The sequence below is a fragment of the Halorarius halobius genome (assembly GCF_024298865.1).
Classification (GTDB): domain Archaea; phylum Halobacteriota; class Halobacteria; order Halobacteriales; family Haloarculaceae; genus Halorarius; species Halorarius halobius.
The window spans coordinates 1,464,863-1,480,471 of record NZ_CP101161.1 but is presented as its reverse complement, the minus strand read 5'-3'; the positions used below and the strand labels follow the sequence as shown (position 1 = coordinate 1,480,471).

The window sequence follows — 15,609 nt, the reverse complement described above, 5'->3', positions numbered from 1 at the left end:
CGTGACCGACCTCGAGGTCGGCGCCATCCTCCCGACGTTCGGCGACACCGCGGGGCCGGAGGCGTTCCGCCGCTACGCGGAGACGGCCGAGGCGGCCGGCTTCGACGCCGTCTGGGTCGGCGACCACGTCACCTTCCCGGCGGACATCCCCGACGAGTACCCGTTCTCGCCGACGGGCGAGTCGTGGTTCGACGTGTCGATGCCCGTCTTCGACGCGTTCGAGGCACTCTCGTTCGTCGCCGGCGTCACGGACCTTGCGGTCGGCACCAACGCCTGCATCGTCCCCTACCGCCACCCGGTGGTGCTCGCCAAGCAGGCGCTGACGCTCGATGCGCTCACCGACGGCCAGTTCACCTTCGGGCTCGCCCCCGGCTGGCTCCGCACCGAGTTCGAAGTGCTCGACGTGCCGTTCGAGGAGCGTGGGTCCCGCACCGACGAGTTCCTCGAGTTGCTCGAACGGGTCTGCGCGGAGGGCGAACTCGCCTTCGACGGGCCGCACCACTCGTTTCAGGAGACGGGCTTCTACCCCGTCCCCGAGGACGGTGAGCCGCCGCCGGTGCTCGTGGGCGGGAAGTCCGGCGCGGCGTTCCGCCGCGTCGCCGAGTACGGCGACGGCTGGACCATCTTCTGGGACTCACCCGAGGCGGTCGCGGAGGCGGGCGAGCGCATCGGGCGGGCGTGGGCCGACTACGACCGCGAGGGCGACCCGGAGCTGATGGTGTCGCGTGGCGTCCACGTCGGCTCGGACGGCCCCGACGAGAGCCGCCTCACCGTCGGCGAGCCCGCCTCCATCGCGGCCGACCTCGAGGCGTACGTCGACGCGGGCGTCACCCGGTTCGGCGTCACGCCGATGGTCCAGGACCTCGAGGCCCAACTCGAACAGCTCGAGCGGTTCGGCGACGAGATACTGCCGGCGCTGTGAGCGGCCCGCGGTTCTGTTACAGGCGTACCGGCGTTCCAGACGCGGGGGGACCCCCCGTTGACTGGCGCCGCCAGGTGTGGCCGCCTCTCGGGTGACGGTTCCCCCGAAATCATTATCACCGTGCCCGCGAATGCCAGCGTATGGCACGTACCATCGACGCCTGTGTCCATCAGTGGACGGTGGACTTGGAGGAGATGAAGGAGATGGTTCCCGACCGGTGGCAGCGTCGACTGGGCATCAAATCGACGCTCAAGGACCCCGTCTCGGGCACGCTGATGCCGACGCTCCCGTGGGCACACGCCTACTGGGGGGAGGACCACCCGGACGCGACAGCCGACGGCGGCTACACCGACTCCGACACCTACCGGTCGCCGTCGGCCGTCGACGCCGAACTCGCCGACCAGGGCGTCGACGCGGCCCTGCTGTGTGGCCACGAGATGAAGTTCCTGCCGGCGCTCCCGAATCCCGACTACGCGGCGTCGCTGGCGACGGCGTACAACGACCTGCTGAAACAGCGGTGGCTCGCCGAATCCGACCGGCTGAAGGGGGCCGTGCTCGTCTCGGTGGGCGACCCCGAGCGGGCCGCCGAGGAGATACAGCGGTGGGCCGACGACCCGGACATGGTGGCCGTCGTCGTCTACGGCAACCGGGAGCTCTCCCTGGGCCACAAGTACCTCCGGCCGCTGTTCGGTGCCGCCGCCGAAGCCGGCATGCCGGTGATGATCCACACCTCCGGCAACGCCATCCGCCGGCAGACGGCGATGGGCATGCCCGAGAAGTACGCCTCCTACGACGCGATGCTCGTCCACAACCACATGACGAACTTCCTGACGATGGTGTTCCAGGGCCTGTTCGACGAGTTCCCCGACCTGCAGGTCGTCTGGGCCGGCGAGGAGTTCAGCTGGATGCACCACGTCATGTGGCGGTCGACCCGCTACTACCGGAACCTCGAGGACGCCTCCTCGCCACAGGAGGTCGAACAACTCGAGCGTGAACCCCACGAGTACGCCCGCGAGAACTGCTGGTACACCACCTATCCGCTGGGCGAGTTGCCGGAGACGACCACCAACGGGCTGGTCGACATGCTGGGCGAGGACCGCCTGCTGTACGCGTCGGGCTGGCCCCACTGGAACGCCGACACGCCGGAGACGCTGTCGGTGTTCGACGGCGAACAGCGGCGCGAGGCCATCGGCGGCGGGAACGCCGCCGCACTGTTCGGGATGTGACCGATGGCGACTCACACACAGGACACGGACGACACGGGAGCGAGTGAGAGCGTGAGCGACCCGCTGTTGCGGACCGAAGGGCTCACCAAGCGGTTCGGCACCTTGACGGCCGTCGACGACCTCTCGCTGTCCATCGAGGAAGGCGACATCACGGCGGTCATCGGCCCCAACGGTGCGGGGAAGACGACGCTTTTCAACACGCTGACCGGCAAGTACGAGCCCTCGGAGGGCGAGGTCAGGTTCCGGGGCGAGCGCATCGACGGGCTGGCGCCCCACGACATCGTCGGGCGGGGTATCGCCCGCTCGTACCAGATTACGAACTTCTTCCCCGAACTGAGCGCCCGCGAGAACGTCCGGCTGGGCGTCTACGCCCAGCACGCGGGGTTCGGGCGGTCGGACCTGCTGTCGCATTTCACCCAGCAGGAGGACCACCTCGCGGAGGCCGACGACATCCTCGATCGCATCGGGCTCTCGGAGGTGGCGACCGAGCAGGCGGCGAGCCTCTCGCACGGCCAACAGCGCCACCTCGAGGTCGGCATCGCGCTCGCGGCCGACCCCGACCTGCTGTTGCTGGACGAGCCCACCGCGGGCATGTCCCCCGGCGAGACGGGGGAGGCAGTCGACCTCATCACCGAACTGAACCGCGACACCACCATCGTCATCATCGAGCACAACATGGAGATGATAACCGACATCTCGGACCGCATCGCGGTGATGCATCACGGATCGTTGCTGGCGATGGGGTCGCCGGCAGACATCAGCGCGGACGAACGCGTCCAGGAGGCGTACCTGGGGGAGGACCGCCGATGAGCGACGCCGCCGCGACCACCGAGGAGGGGTCCGACTCCATCCTGGAGGTCGAGAACCTGAACACCTTCTACGGGAAGAGCCACGCGCTGTTCGACGTGTCGCTGTCCATCGAGCGCGGCGAGTCCGTCGCGCTGGTGGGCCGCAACGGCGCCGGCAAGACGACGACGCTCCGCTCCATCATGGGCATCCAGCCCCCGAAGTCGGGGGCGGTACGGCTCCACGGCGAGGACATCGCCGGCCGCTCGCCCGACGAGGTGCGGCGCCGCGGCATCTCGTGGGTGCCGGAGGGACGCCGCATCTTCCCCGACCTGACGGTGCGGGAGAACCTGCGTGTCGCCGCCGGCTCCGGCGACGAGGAGTTCGAGGAGGTGTACCGCCGGTTCCCCCGGCTCGACGAGCGCCGCAACCAACTCGGCGGGACGCTCTCCGGGGGCGAACAGCAGATGCTCGCTATCGCCCGCGCTCTGCTCGGCCCCGAGATGTCGCTGCTGATGCTCGACGAGCCCACCGAGGGGCTCGCGCCCCAGATCGTCGACGACGTGGTCGACATCGTCGACCGACTCAACGCCGAGGGCGTCACGATGCTCATCGTCGAGCAGAACGCACAGGTCGCACTCGAACTCGCGGACCGGGTGTACGTCATCGAGACGGGCCACATCGAGTACGAGGGCACGTCCGCGGAGCTCCGGGAGAACCGCGAACTGATGGAGAGCTACCTCGGGGTGCAGTGACCCCGCGGCCGGACTCATCAGCAGGCAGTCAGGTTGGGGAACCCCTAATACGTCGGTGTCGCAACGTCTCTCCGGATGTTCGACAACGTGCCAGACCGGTTCGTGCCGACGGCGCGCCCCTCGTACGTGTTCGCCGACGAGCGGGTCGACTTCGCGTACAACACCGACCGGTTCAACGTGGCGGCGGCGATCCTCGAGGCGGCCGTCGAGGAGCACGGCTGGGGTGACCGGCCGCTGGTCGTGAACCACGACACCGGCGAGACGACGACGTACGCGGCGGTGAACGAGCGGGCCGACCGGTTCGCCGCCGCCCTCCGGACGCTCGGTGTCGAACCGGGCGACCGGGTGCTGTGGCGGTTCGGCGAGACGGCCGACGCCTTCGTCACCCAGTACGGCCTCTGGAAAGCCGGCGCCGTGAACGTCTCCTCGACGCTCCCGGAGCGGGCCCGCGAGATCGCCTACTTCCTCGACGACACGGAGGCGTCGGTGCTGGTGACCGCCGACCACGAGTTCGCGGAGGTGGAGGCGGCGGTCGACCGCGCCGACGCGTCGCCCGAACTCGTCGTCGCGGGCGAGGAGACACACGGCCACCACGCCTTCGAGGACCTCATCGCCGACCACGCACCAATCGAGGACGCGCACCCGACGCGGCCGCTCGACGTCTCGGGCATCAACTACACCGGCGGGACGACCGGCAAGCCGAAGGGCTGTCTTCATACTCACGCGATGGAGTACGCCCTCGCGCTCATCGAGGGGGGCGACGGCGAGGGGCTCGGCCCGGACGACCGGGTGCTGTGTCCGCCGCCGCTGGGCCACACGTACGGCAACGGCGGGAAGGTCATCATCCCGCCCGCGTTCGGGTCGACGGTGGTGCTCGCCGAGCGCCCTTCCCCCGTCGAGATGCTCGAAATCATCGAACGGCGGGAGGTGACGCTGTTCAGCGCCGCGCCGACCATCGTGCGGATGATGCTGAACGAGGCCGACGTGGCCTCGTACGACCTCTCGTCGCTGCAGTTGACCATCCTCGCGGGCGAAGCTATCGACGAGGGGACGTTCGACCGGTGGGTCGACGCCGCGGGCGTCGAGACCGCCCAACTGTTCGGCACCTCCGCGACGCTGGGCGTCGCCAGCGCCTACCGCGAGAAGGAACGGATCGCCCCCAAGACCTCCATCGGCCGCCCGTACAACGGCTACGAGGTGAAGGTGGTCGACATCACCGACCCCTCGCGGGAGGTGGGCCGCGGCGAGGACGGCCAACTGGCCGTCCGCGGCCCTGGCGGCGTCTGCTACTGGAACAACGAGCATCCGGCGATGCCCGAGAAGACGGCCGAAGACCTCCACGACGGCTGGACGTTACTCGACGACGTGGTGCGGCGCGACGCCGACGGCTATCTCTACTTCGTCAGCCGGCTGGACAACATGATAGTCACCGCCGGCCGGCAGATCGCCGCCACCGAGGTCGAGGAGGTGCTCGCCGAGTACCCCGGAGTCGCGGAGGTGGCGGTGGTGGGCGCCCCGGACGACGAGCGGGGCGAGGTCGTGAAGGCGTTCGTCGTCCCCGACGACGGCCACGACCCCGGCGCCGGTCTCGTCGACGACCTCCAGGAGTACGCCAAGGATGCGATGTCGCTGTACAAGTACCCCCGCGAGGTGGCGTTCCTGGAGGAACTGCCGAAGGACGCGGTCGGGAAGATACAGCGCAAGGAGCTACGCGAGCGCTAGAACCGGGGGTCGCCGATGGGGTGGTGGTGCTCCGCGAGGACGACGTAGACGCCGGCGAACTCCTTCGGGTGGAACGCCGCCTCGTGGACGTTCTCGATCTCGTCTTCGAACAGCGGTTCGACGCCGCGGTCGGCCAACTCGGACAGCGCCGCCTCGATGTCCGCGACGCGGAAGGCGACGCCGTACAGTCCCTGGCCGTGCTCGTCGATGTAACGGGCGATTTCGTCGTCCATCTCCGCGGGTCCGAGTATCTCGATGCGCGGATGGTCGGCGAAGTACAGCGGCATCCCGGTGTGCCACTCCACGGGCGGTCCGAACTCGATGTCGAGCAGGTCGGCGAACCGGTCGCGCATCGCCTCGATGTCGCGGCCGGCGAACATGACGCGGTCGATACCGATGACGTCCATGACGCGTCAGTCGTGAGGGCGCCGCTTAGCCGTTGGGGTGTGCTGGCACGTCACAGGCCGACGCGAGCGCCCGTCTCGTCGGACTCGTACACCGCCGCCATCGCCCGCATGTCGGCGAGACCGTCGTCGGCGGTGGCGACCGTCTCCCGGCCGGTCAGTACCGCGTGTCCGAACGCGGCGAACGTCTCCTCGATTTCGTCGACGCCCGACCCCTCGCGGTCGACGCGCTCGCCGTCGAGGTCGGCGCGGACCCGACGTTGCCCGCGGGGGACGAACGCCCCGTCGACGAAGACGCGCCCCTCCGTGCCGAGCACCTGGAAGTGGCTCTCGGGGACGGCGTCGAAACTCGCCGAGAACGAGCCGGTGGCGCCGTCGGCGAAGCCGAGCGTGTAGGCGACGTGCTGGTCGACCGAGCCGAACGCCGGGTCCGTGGTGGTGGTCGACCCCTGGACGGCGTCGGCGGGCGCGTCGTGGAGGAACCGGGCGGTGTTGAGCGGATAGACGCCGAGGTCGGGGAGCGCGCCGCCACCCGCGAGGTCGCGGTCGGTGCGCCAGGTGTCGAGCGCGCCGCCCCACGCCGTCCGGAGGCGGATGGAGATACTGCCGTGGAACTGGACCACCTCGCCGAGCGTCCCCTCGCGGCAGAGTTCGCGGACCCGTCGGACCACGGGGTCGAACTGCATCCGGTAGGCGACCGCGAGCGTGACGCCGGCGTCCCGGCAGGCCGCCCGCATCCGCTCTGCCCCCTCGACTGTCGCGGCCATCGGCTTCTCACAGCAGACGTGCTTGTCGAGGCGGGCGGCCGTCTCGACGGCCGCCAGGTGGAGCGCGGGCGGCGTCGCCACGTACACCGCGTCGTAGGCGTCGGTCGCTTCGCCGTCGTGGTAGCCGTCGTAGTCGAGGACGCGGTCGAGGTCGTACTCCGCGCGGACGTCGGCGGCCGTGTCGGGCGAGCCGCTGACCGCGACCGTCGGTTCGCAGTAGTCCGCGGCCGAGAGCGCCGGAAGCGCCCGATTGACGGCGTAGCCCCCGAGCCCGACGACGGCCATCCTGACGGTGCCGTCGGCGCCGGTGTCCCAGTCGCGGGAGTCGTCGGTCAGGCGGTCGCCGACCGCCATCACCGCCCCTCGAACTCCGGTTCCCGGCCCTCTGCGAAGGCGGTCACGCCCTCCTCGAAGTCGTCGGATTCGCCCAGTTCGCTCTCGCGGGCCCGCTCGAAGGCGAGGCCGTCGTCGATGTGCATCTCCGCGCCGCGGGTGACCGCCTCCTTCGCGGCGGCGTACGCCAGCGTCGGACCGTCGGCCAACTCGCGGGCGTACTCGTGGACCGCCGCCTCGAGTTCGTCGGGGTCGTACAGCTCCTGGACGAGCCCCGCCTCCAGCGCCTCCTCGGGCGAGAGCTGTTCGGCGTCGACTATCATCTTCAGGGCGCGGCTCCGGCCCACCTCGCGGGGGAGCCGCTGGGTGCCGCCGCCGCCGGGGATGGCGCCGATGTCCGTCTCGGTGAGGCCGATGCGCCAGTCGCCCCGCGAGACGAACCGGAAATCACAGCCGAGCGCCAGTTCGAACCCGCCGGCGAGCGCGTGGCCGTCGATGGCCGCGAGGAACAGCGTCCCCATCGTCTCCATCCGGCGGAGGTTCTCGTGGAGCAGTTCGGCGAACGCGTCGAGTTCCCCGGGAGTGGCCTCCTCGTACCAGGAGAGGTCGCCGCCGGCCGAGAACATCCCGTCGAGGTCGCTCTCGACGACGACGACCGGGACCGCCTCGTCCCGGACGGTGTCGAGGGCGTCGCTGAGCACCCGCATCGAGTCCAGCGACAGCCCGTTGGCCGGGGGCTTCTGCATCGTGATGGTACCGACTCCGTCGCTCTCCGCGTACGCGAACGGTGCTGACATGGCGACCGTCCAGTCGGTGTCGGGCGAGTTATAGCTTGTGGGGCGCTATCAGGGGACGGAACGGGAACGGCGCAGAACACGGGACAGAAGGAGGACGGCGTCAGAAGTCGTACACTTTCATCGCGTTCTCGCCGAAGATCTTCCGCTCGGCTTCCTCGGAGAGTTCGGGGATGGTGAGCGCGGTGGGGTAGTCGAAGTCGAAGTGGGGGAAGTCGCTGGAGTACATCAGCAGGTCCTCGGCGTCGATCATCTCGAGGACGCGGTAGAGGCTCGCCTGCGTCACCGTCATGTCCTCGATGGGCTGGGTGCCGAACCAGAAGTTGTCGTGGAGTTGTTCGCTGGGCTTCTTCGATAGCTCCGGTAGCATGTGCTTGCGCCGCTCGTAGGTCTTGTCGAGCCGGCCCATCATCCACGGAATCCACGCGATGCCCTGCTCGAGGAAGATGTGGTCCACGTCGGGGTAGCGCTCGACGACGCCGTTGAATATCATCTCGGGGACGAGCCCTATCATCTGCTGGCTGATGGCGGACATGTGCTCGACGGCGCTGTGTAGCGAGTGGCCGCCGAACGCGCCGGTCCACGGGCTCTCGACGTAGCCGATGTGGTAGTCGACGGGCATCCCCACCTCGGAGGCGGCCTCGTAGACGGGGTCGTAGGTGTCGTTGCCGAGATGTTCGAGTTTCGGCGGCGAGAGGTGGATGGAGACCATGTCGTCCTCGTCGGCGAGGCGGTGAATCTCCTCGACCGCGGCGTCGACGTTCCGCGACGGGATGCGGATGCCGCTCTTGAACCCCTCGTGCTCGTCGAGGAAGTGGTCGAGGATGTAGTCGTTGGTGGCCGAACACAGCGCCGCGGAGTAGTCCTCGTCGGGCTGGGTGGCCGCCGACCCGAGCTGGTGGCCGTGGAGGAGCAGGTAGTCGGTGTTGAACCGGTCCATGAACGCCGCCAGCCCCTCGGGGGTGGTGGTCTTCACGTCCTGCCCGAGCCCGTGGGGCGTCGGGTCGAGGTCGAAGTTGAACGAGGCGCCGAGCCCCTGGGCCAGCGGCTCGTCGGTGGTGATGCTCTGTTCGAGCATGCTCCGGTACGGCTCGTCGAGATACTCCAGCACCGGGGTCAGGTCGATGGATATCTCATGGACGTCGGCGTCGACGACCGTGTAGTCCTCGATGCGGTCGAGGGCACGAATCGCGTTCTCCTGTCCGGACGTCTCGACTACGTCTGGGGTCATGTGTCTCGAAACAGGGCCGACTCCATCTTAAAGGTTGGCAGGCCTCACCACGGTCAGTCGAGCGACCGGCCGGCGTCGGCCAGTTCGTCGGCGAACCGGGCGACGAGCCGCTCGTGCTCGCCGGGGCCAAGCTCCGCCCGCGTCGTCGTGACGGTCAGGTGGCTCGCGCCGAACGCGTCCCAGTTCTCGACGCCCCGGAGCCACTGCTCGGGTCGGTCGGGGTCCAGCGGAAGCTGACCGTGGACGCCGACCTCGTCGGGGTCACGCCCCGCCTCTTCGGCGGCCTCGCGGACGGCCGACAGCTCCTCGCGCCGCTCGTCGTTCGGCGGGCCCAGCGGGAGCCAGCCGTCGGCCGTCCGCCCCGCCCGGTCGAGGACGGGGGGTGCGGCCCCGCCCATCCACAGCGGGATGGGCCGCTGGGTCGGCAGTGGGTTGATGCCCGCGTCGGGCACGCTGTGGAACTCGCCGTCGAACGCGACCAGTTCGTCGGTCCACAGCGCCCGGAGGAGTTCGACCTGCTCCTCGATGCGGGCGCCGCGGGACTCGAACGACTGCCCGAGCGCCTCGTACTCGACGTGGTTCCAGCCGACGCCGACCCCGAGCCGGAGGCGGCCCTCGCTCAACAGGTCGAGTTCGGCCGCCTGCTTGGCGACCAGCGCCGTCTGCCGCTGTGGGAGGACGAGCACGCCCGTCATCAGGTCGATGTCGTCGGTGCGGCCCGCGACGTACGACAGCGTCGTGAACGGCTCGTGGAACGGGTCGGTGTGGTCGTAGAACCCGTCCCAGCCGCCGGGGCGGTCGGGGCTCGCCCCGAGGACGTGGTCGTAGCTGAGCAGGTGGTCGAAGCCGCGCGACTCCGCCGTCGACACGAACGCGTCGATGGTGTCGCGGTCCGTGCCGACGTCCGGCGGGAACAGGGTGCCGATGCGCATACCACTCCCACGGAGGCCCGGGGCAAAGCCCTGACGGCGCTGTCGGGGGTGCCGGAGTCCCCCAAGGCTTTGGTCCCTCGCGGGGAGCACCGGGTATGACCCGACAGCGCCGGCCGTGGCTCGTCCTCGCCGGCTGTTTCGTCGTCTCGCTCGGGGGGAACGCCTACGCCATCGCCCCTGCCAGCGTCGCACCGCTTCTAGGCGACGCGTTCGGCGTCGCCACCACCGACGCGGGACTGGCCATCAGCGCCACCGTCGCCGGGACCGTCCTGTTGCAGATACCCGGCGGCCTCCTGCTGGACCGCTACGACAGCCGACGGTTGCTCGGCGCCGCGACCGGGCTGTTCGTCCTGCTCGCGGCCGTCGCGCTGGTGCCGTCGGGGTTCGTCGGCTTCCTCGCCGGCCGCTTTCTGGCCGGCACCGCCAGCGGGTTCGGGTTCATCGTCGCCACCAGCATCGTCGGGCAGGTGTTCCCCGCCGACCGCCAGGGGCTCGCGACCAGCCTGTTCGTCGTCAGCGCCCCCGCCGGGTTCGTCGTCGGGCAGGCCGCCAGCCCGCTGGTCGCCGCGACGTTCGGCTGGCAGGCCGTGTTCCTCGCGTACCCCCTCGTCGCCGTCGCCGGCTTCGGCCTGTTCGCGCTCGTCTCGACGGGGCCGCTTCGCAACGACCGCCGCCTCTCCGTCGGCGAGTTCGTCGCCGCGCTCCGCAACCGGCCGGTGCTGGTGCTGTCGGCCGCCTCGTTCGCGTGGTACCTGCTGTACATCTTCCTCAACTCGTGGCTCCCCACCTACGCCCGGGACGTGCTGGCGCTCCCGCTGGCGAGCGCCGGCGCCCTGACGGCGCTGGTGCCGCTGACGGGCATCGTCGCACGGCCGGTCGGCGGCTGGCTCTCCGACCGCATTGACCGGTCACGACCGGTCATCGTCGCCTCGCTCGTGGGTGCCGTCCCCGGGTTCGCCGTCATCCTCGATGCCGGGACGCTGGTGGCGTACGCGCTGGCGCTTCTGGCGGCCGGCCTCCTGCTCCAGTTGAGCTCCGGGGTGTTCTTCGTCTACGTCCAGCAACTCGCCAGCGAGGGGACGGAAGGCACCAGCCTCACCGTGTTCACCTCCATCTCGTTTTCGGGCATCATCGTCTCGCCCGCCCTGGGCGGCTGGCTCATCGAGACCGTCTCGTGGACCGGGACGTTCGCCGTCTACGCGGCGCTCGGGGTGGGCGGGGCGGGGCTGGTGCTACTGCTCGACGGCTGAGCCGACGCCGCGCTCGCCGAGTGACCCCGTCGCCGTCGGCGGGTCGTGAGTGCGTGTAACAAGCACAAGCTTTACGATTGGGGTCAGGCTATGGGCGTGCATGGAGGAAGTGACGGTCGCCGACACCTCGGAGATACCCCCGGGTGAGCGGAAGTTCTTCGACATCAAGGGTACCGAGGTGGCGGTCATCAACCAGGACGGGACGTACCACGCGGTCCGCAACTCGTGTCCGCACATGGGCGCGCCCGTCGCACAGGGGCCCATCGAGACGAGCACGCGCGACTGCGACGGCGAGGACTGCGAGAAGACGGTCCTGTCGTGTCCGTTCCACGGCTGGCGGTTCGACCTCGACTCCGGGCGGGCGGTGTTCAGCGAGAACACCCGCGTCCGCAAGTACGACGTCACGGTCGTCGACGACGAGATTCGCGTCCGCATCTGAGCCGACGGCGCCGTCACCGACCGACGCGACCGTAACTATAAGGTGCCGGTTTGCTAGCTACCCGTATGGCTCGCATCACTGTCGAGCGAGACGTGGGTGTCGAGACCCGCGACGGCACCGAGTTGGCGACCGACGTGTACCGACCCGACGACGACGGGACGCATCCGGCACTCCTCTTGCGCTCGCCGTACGGGAAGTCACACGTCGGCGAGACGATGTTCCGGCCGGTCGAGGCCGCCGAACACGGCTACGCCGTCGTCGTCCAGGACATCCGGGGGCGGCTCAACTCCGAGGGAGACTGGGAGCCGTTCGTCAACGAACGCGAGGACGGCTACGACGCCGTCGAGTGGACCGCCGAGCAGGACTGGTGTGACGGCAACGTCGGCGTCGTCGGCACCTCGTATCTCGGCGTGACGGCGATGTCGGCCGTCGTGGCCGACCCACCACACCTCGAGTGTGCGCTGGTGGGGTTCACGGCGGGCGACCTCCACGACGGCTGGGTGTACAGCGGCGGCGCGTTCGAACTCGGGTTCAACCTCATGTTCGGCACGAACCTCTCGTGGGACGCGCTCGGGAAGGCCGACCTCTCTTCGGAAGACATCGGCGCGGCCAAGCGGGCGCTGATGGCCGCCGCGAGCGACCCCGAGGCGGCCGCCGAGACGCTCCCGCTGACCGACATCCCGCTGTTCGACTCCGGGGTCGCGCCCTACTGGCAGGAGTGGCTCGACCACCCCTCGTACGACGACTACTGGGAGGGGATCGACCTCGCGGCCAGCGCCGACAGCGTCGACGTGCCCGTGTTACACGTCACCGGCTGGTACGACGTGTTCGCCCGCGGCGAGTTCGACCTCTACGACGCCATCGCCTCCGAGGCGACCGACGAGGCACGGGCGAACCAGCATCTCGTCGTCGGCCCGTGGGACCACGAGGCGCCGATGTCCATCACGATGAGCAAGGTGGGCGACCGGGAGTTCGGCCCGCGGGCGGTCAGCGGGCCGGCCATCCTCAACAGCGAGGCGTTCGAGTGGCTCGACGCCTGGCTCGTGGAGGGCGAGGCGCCCGACATCCCGGGCGTCCGCTACTTCGACGTGGGCGCGGAGTCGTGGGAGACGGCCGACGCGTGGCCCCCGGACCCGGACTCGACGGCGTGGTATCTCGACAGCGGCGGCGCCGCCAACTCCCGCCACGGCGACGGCCGCCTGGTCGAGACGCCCGGCGAGGGGCCGCCCGACAGCTACGAGTACGACCCCGCGGACCCGGTCCCCTCCCGTGGCGGGCGGACGCTGATGGCGTCCATCCAGGACGGCGGCATCACCGACCAGTCGGGCGTCGAGGAGCGCGACGACGTGCTCGTGTACACGTCGCCGCGGCTGACGGAGCCGCTCACCGTCGCCGGCCCGGTCACGTCGACGCTGTACGTCGCCTCATCGGCGCCGGACACGGATTTCACGGCGAAGCTCGTCGACGTCGATCCGGACGGCTACTGTGCCAACGTCGCGGAGGGCATCAAACGAGCGCGCTACCGCGAGTCGGAGACGGAGCCGACGTTCATGGAGCCGGGCGAGACGGTCGAGGTGCCCGTCGAGTTGGGCCACGTCGCCCACACCTTCGAGCCGGGCCACCGCGTCAGGCTGGAGGTGTCCAGCAGCAACTTCCCGAAGTACGACCGCAACTGCAACGTCGAGACGACGCCCGCGGTGGCCGACGCCGAGGAGATGCAGGTTGCGACCCAGCAGGTGTTCCACGACGCCGACCACCCCTCGCGGCTGAGCCTGCCGGTGGTGGAGTGATGGGGTACACCCACGAGTGGCGCGTCCGGTTCGGCGACGTCGACCGGGCGGGCATCATCTACTACCCGAGAGCGTTCGAGGCCGTCCAGCACGCGACCGAGGACCTGATGAACGACGCGGGGTTTCCGTTCCACCGGCTCATCGACAGCGAAGGGTGGAGCATGCCCATCGTCAACGCCGAGACGACGTATCTCGCCCCCGTGGAGTACGGCGACGTCGTCGAGATAGAACTCGTCCCCGAACTCACCGAGCAGTCGGTCGTCTACAGCGCGACCGGCCGGGTCGACGGCGAGGACGCGTTCGAGACGACGGTGACGATGGTCGCCGTCGACATGGAGACGTTCGAGCCGCGGCCGCTCCCCGACCCGGTGCGGGAGGCGCTCGAAGCGTTCGCGGACTGACCGCAGGCGGACCATGGCACGAGTCACCGCCGGAGATAGCTTTTTGCCCACCCGGACGGGGGATACGGTATGGCACGCGTGCCACTTCTCGACCAGGCCGACCTGTCCGACGATTACGCGTACCTGCTGGGCGACGAGCGGGGCGACATCAACCTCTACCGGTCGATGGCGAACCACCCGGCGGGGCTGAAGTCGTACATGAAACACGGCACCGTCCTCTGGGAGGAGGGCGGGTTCGCCGACCGGGAGCGCGAACTCGTCGTGCTCGGCGTCATCCGGGCGCTCGAGTCCCGCTACGAGTGGAACATCCACGCGCCGCTGGCCCACGGCGAGGGCGTCGAGGGCGACCTGATACGGGCCGTCGGCCGCGAGGCGTTCGACGACATCGACGACCCGCGGGACCGGGCGTTCGCGGAGTACGGCCACGCGTTCGCTCGTCGGGCGGTTACCGACGGAATCCACGACGCGCTCGAATCGGAGGTCGGTACGGAGACGGTGGCCGGCGTCGCGCTGTTGGCGGGCCACTACGTCGCCGTGACCCACATCGGGTTCGCGTTCGAACTGCCGCTGGAGGCCGACGCGTTCATCGGCTGGGAGCCCGAGGACGCGGCGCTGTGAGTCAGTACGACCGCGGGAGTTCGAGCACCTTCTCGCCGACGTAGTTCAACACGAGTTCCTGCGTGATGGGGACGAGGCGGGTGAGCCGCGCCTCCCGGAAGTAGCGCTCGACGTCGTACTCCTTGGCGACGCCGAACCCGCCGTGGGTCTGGACCGCGGCGTCGGCCGCCTCGAAGCAGGCCTCGCTCGCGAGATACTTGGCGATGTTCGCGCGGGCGCCCACCTCCTTCTGCCCGCGCTCGTCGAGGTGTTCGGCGGCGTCGAGCGTGAGCGACTTCGCGCCCAGCACCTTCGCGTACGCCTCCGCCAGCGGGTGCTGGACGGCCTGATTCGCGCCGATGGGCTGGCCGAACACGGAGCGTTCGGAGGCGTAGTCGACGGCCCGCTCGATGGCGAGTTCGCCGAGACCGACGCACTCGGCGGCGGTGACGAGGCGGTCCTCGTTCAGCGAGTCGAGCGCCTGATAGAAGCCGTCGCCCTCGTCGCCGATGAGGTAGCGTGCCGGCACCCGGACGCCGTCGAACTCGATGCGATAAGAGTGGATGAACTCGTTTGCGGCCTTCGGAATCTCCTCGAACGCCATCGCGCCCTGCGTCGCCGCGTCGTCGAGGTCGACGAGGAACAGCGACAGCCCCTCCGACTTGTGGTCGACCTCCTCGACGGGCGTGGTGCGGGTGGCGACGATGGCGTAGTCGCTGACGTCGACCCGCGAGGCCCAGATTTTCTCGCCCGTGATGACGTACTCGTCGCCGTCACGGACCGCGCGGGTCTCGATGGCCGTCGACTCCGACCCCGACCGCGGTTCGGTGAGACAGAACGCCTGCACGGAGATGTCGCCGGCCGCGACGCTGGGCAGTATCTCCTCTTTCAGCGCCTCGCTCCCGTAGCGGACGATGGGGAGGATGTTGTAGGTGCCGCCGTGGACCGCCTGGGCGGCGCTGAACCCGCCGCCGTTGGCGGCTATCTCCTCCATCATCACGACGGCCTCGCTGGTGCCCATCCCCGCGCCGCCGTACGCCTCCGGAACGAGCGCCCCCAGCCAGCCGTTGTCGAGCAGTTCGTCGACGAACTCGTGGGGGTACTCCCGGTTCTCCGACTTCCGGCGCCAGTAGGCGTGGTCGTAGCCGTCGCAGATTTCGCGGATGCTCTCCTGGACCAGCCGCTGACTCTCGGAGAGGTCGAAATCGGTCCCAAGAAACGTCGTCATAGTGCGAGACGTTCGCCCGGTACGCCTAAAAG

Annotated in this window: 16 protein-coding genes; 10 read left to right on the top strand and 6 right to left on the bottom strand. The window is 69.6% G+C overall.

The genetic code is table 11. The features are described 5' to 3' along the window. Position 1 precedes the first annotated feature (1 nt). From NL112_RS07840 to NL112_RS07820, 5 genes are all read left to right on the top strand, one after another. Entirely contained in the window at positions 2-922 is a 921-nt protein-coding gene (locus NL112_RS07840; RefSeq protein ID WP_255152107.1) for a TIGR03619 family F420-dependent LLM class oxidoreductase, read from the top strand. Between the two features lie 140 nt (positions 923-1,062). Next, complete coding sequence (locus NL112_RS07835; RefSeq protein WP_255152105.1) at positions 1,063-2,148, top strand: amidohydrolase family protein; 1,086 nt, start codon at positions 1,063-1,065, stop codon at positions 2,146-2,148. Positions 2,149-2,151: 3 nt separating this feature from the next. Beyond that, entirely contained in the window at positions 2,152-2,958 is an 807-nt protein-coding gene (locus NL112_RS07830; RefSeq protein WP_255152104.1) for an ABC transporter ATP-binding protein, read from the top strand. Then, complete coding sequence (locus NL112_RS07825) at positions 2,955-3,689, top strand: ABC transporter ATP-binding protein (protein WP_255152102.1); 735 nt, start codon at positions 2,955-2,957, stop codon at positions 3,687-3,689. The genes NL112_RS07830 and NL112_RS07825 overlap by 4 nt, the downstream gene beginning before the upstream one ends. 75 nt (positions 3,690-3,764) lie before the next feature. Beyond that, on the top strand, positions 3,765-5,411 hold the full coding sequence (locus tag NL112_RS07820) for a class I adenylate-forming enzyme family protein (protein ID WP_255152101.1): 1,647 nt from the start codon (positions 3,765-3,767) through the stop codon (positions 5,409-5,411). Here NL112_RS07820 and NL112_RS07815 read toward each other — a convergent pair. The 5 genes from NL112_RS07815 to NL112_RS07795 form a co-directional block, all read right to left on the bottom strand. Next, a complete protein-coding gene (locus NL112_RS07815; protein WP_255152100.1) occupies positions 5,408-5,818 on the bottom strand; it encodes a VOC family protein in 411 nt (136 codons plus the stop codon). The genes NL112_RS07820 and NL112_RS07815 overlap by 4 nt on opposite strands. 50 nt (positions 5,819-5,868) lie before the next feature. Next, positions 5,869-6,936, bottom strand: coding sequence for a D-xylose 1-dehydrogenase Gfo6 (gfo6, locus tag NL112_RS07810; protein ID WP_255152099.1), 1,068 nt, complete (start codon positions 6,934-6,936; stop codon positions 5,869-5,871). Further along, complete coding sequence (locus tag NL112_RS07805) at positions 6,936-7,712, bottom strand: enoyl-CoA hydratase/isomerase family protein (RefSeq protein WP_255152098.1); 777 nt, start codon at positions 7,710-7,712, stop codon at positions 6,936-6,938. The genes gfo6 and NL112_RS07805 overlap by 1 nt, the downstream gene beginning before the upstream one ends. A 100-nt stretch (positions 7,713-7,812) precedes the next feature. Further along, on the bottom strand, positions 7,813-8,940 hold the full coding sequence (locus NL112_RS07800) for an amidohydrolase family protein (RefSeq protein ID WP_255152097.1): 1,128 nt from the start codon (positions 8,938-8,940) through the stop codon (positions 7,813-7,815). Between the two features lie 53 nt (positions 8,941-8,993). Beyond that, positions 8,994-9,872 carry an LLM class F420-dependent oxidoreductase gene (locus tag NL112_RS07795; RefSeq protein WP_255152096.1) on the bottom strand — a complete coding sequence of 293 codons (879 nt, stop codon included), beginning with the start codon at positions 9,870-9,872 and terminating at the stop codon, positions 8,994-8,996. 95 nt (positions 9,873-9,967) lie between these two features. Here NL112_RS07795 and NL112_RS07790 point away from each other — a divergent pair, with 95 nt between their 5' ends. From NL112_RS07790 to NL112_RS07770, 5 genes are all read left to right on the top strand, one after another. Beyond that, complete coding sequence (locus NL112_RS07790) at positions 9,968-11,122, top strand: MFS transporter (RefSeq protein ID WP_255152095.1); 1,155 nt, start codon at positions 9,968-9,970, stop codon at positions 11,120-11,122. 100 nt (positions 11,123-11,222) lie between these two features. Beyond that, positions 11,223-11,561: a Rieske (2Fe-2S) protein gene (locus tag NL112_RS07785; RefSeq protein WP_255152093.1), complete on the top strand. Its 339-nt coding sequence runs from the start codon at positions 11,223-11,225 to the stop codon at positions 11,559-11,561. A 65-nt stretch (positions 11,562-11,626) separates the two neighbouring features. Then, on the top strand, positions 11,627-13,351 hold the full coding sequence (locus NL112_RS07780; protein WP_255152092.1) for a CocE/NonD family hydrolase: 1,725 nt from the start codon (positions 11,627-11,629) through the stop codon (positions 13,349-13,351). After that, positions 13,351-13,752 (top strand): acyl-CoA thioesterase, encoded by a 402-nt coding sequence (locus tag NL112_RS07775; protein WP_255152090.1) that lies wholly within the window; start codon positions 13,351-13,353, stop codon positions 13,750-13,752. The genes NL112_RS07780 and NL112_RS07775 overlap by 1 nt, the downstream gene beginning before the upstream one ends. A gap of 69 nt (positions 13,753-13,821) precedes the next feature. Further along, positions 13,822-14,370 carry a carboxymuconolactone decarboxylase family protein gene (locus NL112_RS07770; protein WP_255152089.1) on the top strand — a complete coding sequence of 183 codons (549 nt, stop codon included), beginning with the start codon at positions 13,822-13,824 and terminating at the stop codon, positions 14,368-14,370. A gap of 1 nt (position 14,371) precedes the next feature. On the opposite strand, the gene NL112_RS07765 is transcribed toward NL112_RS07770, so the two are convergent. Continuing rightward, positions 14,372-15,577: an acyl-CoA dehydrogenase family protein gene (locus NL112_RS07765; protein WP_255152088.1), complete on the bottom strand. Its 1,206-nt coding sequence runs from the start codon at positions 15,575-15,577 to the stop codon at positions 14,372-14,374. Positions 15,578-15,609 lie beyond the last annotated feature (32 nt).